Genomic DNA, 1,295 nt, shown 5'->3' with positions numbered 1-1,295 from the left:
CCCCGAACGCGCGGCCGGTGCCCGGCTAGCGCACCCGGCCGAACCGTTCCGCCCCCTGCACCATCAGCACCCCGATCCCCAGCACCAGCCAGACGAGCCCGACCACCTGCGCCGTACGGGTCGCCTCCCACATCACCGCCACGATCACCGCCGCGCCGAGCAGCGGCAGCACCACATGCGTCAGCCAGTCCGGCGCGCCCTCGCGGCGCCGTACCGCGTACCAGCCGATCACCGAGGCGTGCAGCAGCAGGAACGCGGTCAGCGCGCCCATGTCGACCACCGACACCAGATGGTCCATGCCGTCGTCGCGCCGGGCCGCCCAGACCGCGGCGACCAGCGTCACCGTCGCCGCCACCAGCAGCGCCGCGCGCGGTACGCCCGAGTCCGTACGCGCCAGGACCTTCGGCAGCCGCCGCTCGCGCGCCATCGCGAACACCAGCCGCCCCGCCGCGGCCTGCCCCGCCAGCGCCGCGAACGCCGCCCCGATCGCCTTGCTCACCGCCACCAGGTCGTGCAGCCAGGTGCCGACGGACGCCTCTACGGTGTCGTAGAAGGCCGAACCCTGCCGGCCGGGATCGGCCGCCAGCGCGGCCGACGGCGTCGGCTCCAGGAGCGCGGCCAGATACGTCTGCGCCACGAACAGCACGCCCGCCAACGCCAGACAGAACAGCACCGCGCGCGCGACCTTCTCCGAGCCCCCCGTCACCTCCTCCGCGAAGGAGGCGATCGCGTCGAAGCCCAGATACGAGAGCACCGCCACCGAGACCGCGCCGAGCACCGCCGCGAGCGAGAACCCCGCGTCCCCGGCCAGCGGCGACAGCCAGTCGCGCCGCGCCCCGTCCCGTACGAGCACGACGGACGCGGCGACCACGAACACCACCAGGACGGCGATCTCCATCGCCAGCACCGCGAACCCGACCCGCGCCGCCGCCCGTACGCCCCAGAGGTTGAGCGCGGTCGTGACCACCACGGCCAGCGCGGTCCACACCCACCGGGACACCTCCGGGACCAGCGCGTGCATCGCGATCCCCGAGAAGAGGTACGCGACGGCCGGGATCAGCAGGTAGTCGAGCATCGCCATCCACCCCGCGACGAACCCGGCCCCCTCACCGAGCCCCACGCGCGCGTAGGCGAAGACCGAGCCCGCCTGCGGGACGACGCGCACCATCTGGGCGTAGCTGGAAGCGGTGAACGCCATGGCGACCGTGGACACGAGGTAGACCAGGGCCACCGCGCCGTGCGACTTCGCGTCGAGCGTGCCGAAGATGCCGACGGGCGCCATGGGGGCGATGAAC

Annotated in this window: 1 protein-coding gene; it reads right to left on the bottom strand. The window is 73.8% G+C overall.

Annotation, left to right across the window (positions count from 1 at the left end):
* Positions 1-25 precede the first annotated feature (25 nt).
* A partial coding sequence (locus ACJA3G_RS37170) for an APC family permease (RefSeq protein WP_406557420.1) occupies positions 26-1,295 on the bottom strand: 1,270 nt, incomplete at its 5' end.

The organism is Streptomyces sp. YS-3 (assembly GCF_045257485.1).
In the GTDB taxonomy this organism is placed as follows: domain Bacteria; phylum Actinomycetota; class Actinomycetes; order Streptomycetales; family Streptomycetaceae; genus Streptomyces.
This window is presented reverse-complemented; position numbering and strand designations above follow the sequence as displayed.